The sequence below is a fragment of the Aminobacter sp. P4_H6_2 genome, from assembly GCF_056400805.1.
The window spans coordinates 1-1,902 of sequence record NZ_JBFUKO010000847.1 but is presented as its reverse complement, the minus strand read 5'-3'; the positions used below and the strand labels follow the sequence as shown (position 1 = coordinate 1,902).

Genomic DNA, 1,902 nt, shown 5'->3' with positions numbered 1-1,902 from the left:
CCATCACACCCGAGCGCTGCCGGCAGGTCGCCTTTGGGTCTCCGGATCTGAAGGTGCACGACGCAGCCATCGTGCTCGCCGGCAATCCAAAACAGATCCATGGCTTTGCGGACATTGTCAGCAAAGAGATCATCATGGGTGCCGGTCGCGGCAGTGTGTCGGTCAGGAATGCGGCGGCGGCCGGTGTGCCGGAAAACCGCATGTTGCTGTTCCCCGACATTGAAGCCAACATCTCGGCCCTGCGCTCCGGACGTATCGATGTGACGGTGCTGTCGTCTCCGACCGTGATCGGCCTGCTCGCCGGCGACAAGGCCAAGGGCCTGGAGAGTGCGACACCGTTTGTGACCACAGACGAACAGGCGACTTATGCAGCCGTTGCTTTCCGCACCGAGGACCAGGATCTGCGGGCGCTGTGGGATGAACGACTGGCTGCCCTGACGCAGGACGGCACGGTAACCAAGATCATGGCCCGATATGGCTTTGGCGCAACGGAGGTCGTGCCCAATACCGTCACCGTGGAAAAGCTCTGTGGCGGTGGCGCCGACGGTGCGGGCAAATGAGCGTCCTCGAGATCTGGCTCGGCATCCTGCAGGGCTTTCGTGTCACCGCCTTGGTGACGCTCTATGGCCTTGTCTTTGCCATTCCCTTCGGCCTTGTCTTCGGCGTCGCCCAATATCTGACGACGGGTCCTGCACGGTTTGTGGTGACGTCGATCATCGAGTTCTGGCGCAGCTCTGCCGTCATCATTCTGCTGTTTGTCTTCTACTACGCCCTGCCCCTGGCCGGACTGGCGCTGTCGGCGATGACAGTCGCTGCTATGGTGCTCGGGCTCAACATTGGCGGTTATGCAAGCCAGGCCGTCAGGGCCGGCCTGCAAGCCCTGGACCGTGGCCAAAAAGAAGCTGGCCACGCCCTTGGGCTCAAGCGTTCCACCATCTTGTTGCGCATCGAACTGCCCCAGGCGCTGGTGGCGATGAGCCCGACCTTCATCAACCAGCTCATCCAACTGGTGAAGGCAACATCGCTGGCCTCGCTGGTGACGCTGACCGACATGACCTTCCGCGCCAAGGAGATCTCCCAGATCGAATACGATCCCGTGCCGATCTACACCTCGCTGCTGCTGGCCTATTTCATCGTCTGTTATCCGGTCGCGCTGTTCGGGCGCTGGGCGGAACGGCGCATCAACCCGGCAAGGGAGGCGCATCGTGGCATTTGATTTCGCGTTTGCGCTGTCGACGGTGCCCATGATCCTGAGCGCCATCGGCATGACGTTGCTGGTGGCGGCCCTCAGCTGCATCGGTGCCTCGGCACTCGGGTTCGGCTTCGAGCTGATCCGCCGCTCGGGAGGAATCGGAGGCCTCTTCGTCGGCTTCGTGATCGACTTCATTCGGGCGACGCCGGTACTGGTCTGGCTCTATTGTTTGTATTTCATATTGCCGTTTTACGGCATTCGCCTTGGTGCGCTTGCCGTCGGCATCATCGGGCTCAGCCTCTATTACAGCGGTTATCTGGCAGAGGTGTTCAAGGCCGGCATCGATGCCATCCCCAATGGCCAGGGCGAAGCGGCACGGGCACTTGGGCTTGGCAGGATGGATGCCACCATCTTTGTCATCGCCCCGCAGATGCTGCGCAACATCGCAGCACCGATGGGCAACTACTTCGTCTCGATCCTGAAGGCGACACCTTATCTGGCGGTGCTGGCGGTGCCGGAGATGCTCGGACGCGCCTTCGATATCGCCTCCGACACCTATCGCTACGCCGAGCCGCTGACGGTTGCTGGCCTTATCTTTCTCGGTCTCGCACTCGTCATCTCGCAGGCCATCAAGCGGCTCGAGATCCACCTGCTTGGGCCGACAACCAGKTAGGCCAGCTACCGTCACATCTGAGCTGAATCAATTTTTT

3 protein-coding genes are annotated in these 1,902 nt (G+C 61.1%); all 3 read left to right on the top strand.

Going from position 1 to position 1,902, the window contains the following annotated elements:
- Positions 1-560, top strand: a 560-nt coding sequence (locus AC1DUU_RS30870; RefSeq protein WP_476787119.1) for a transporter substrate-binding domain-containing protein, incomplete at its 5' end; no start/stop codon positions are given.
- Positions 557-1,216, top strand: a complete 660-nt coding sequence (locus AC1DUU_RS30865) for an amino acid ABC transporter permease (RefSeq protein ID WP_476787118.1) — start codon at positions 557-559, stop codon at positions 1,214-1,216. The genes AC1DUU_RS30870 and AC1DUU_RS30865, both read left to right, overlap by 4 nt.
- Positions 1,206-1,865, top strand: coding sequence for an amino acid ABC transporter permease (locus AC1DUU_RS30860; protein ID WP_476787117.1), 660 nt, complete (start codon positions 1,206-1,208; stop codon positions 1,863-1,865). Before AC1DUU_RS30865 ends, AC1DUU_RS30860 begins: the two co-directional genes overlap by 11 nt.
- Positions 1,866-1,902: the final 37 nt, after the last annotated feature.

Coding starts and splice junctions, on each gene's coding strand:
- AC1DUU_RS30865 (WP_476787118.1), top strand. CDS start 557: ATGAGCGTCCTCGAGATCTGGCTCGGCATCCTGCAGGGCTTTCGTGTC.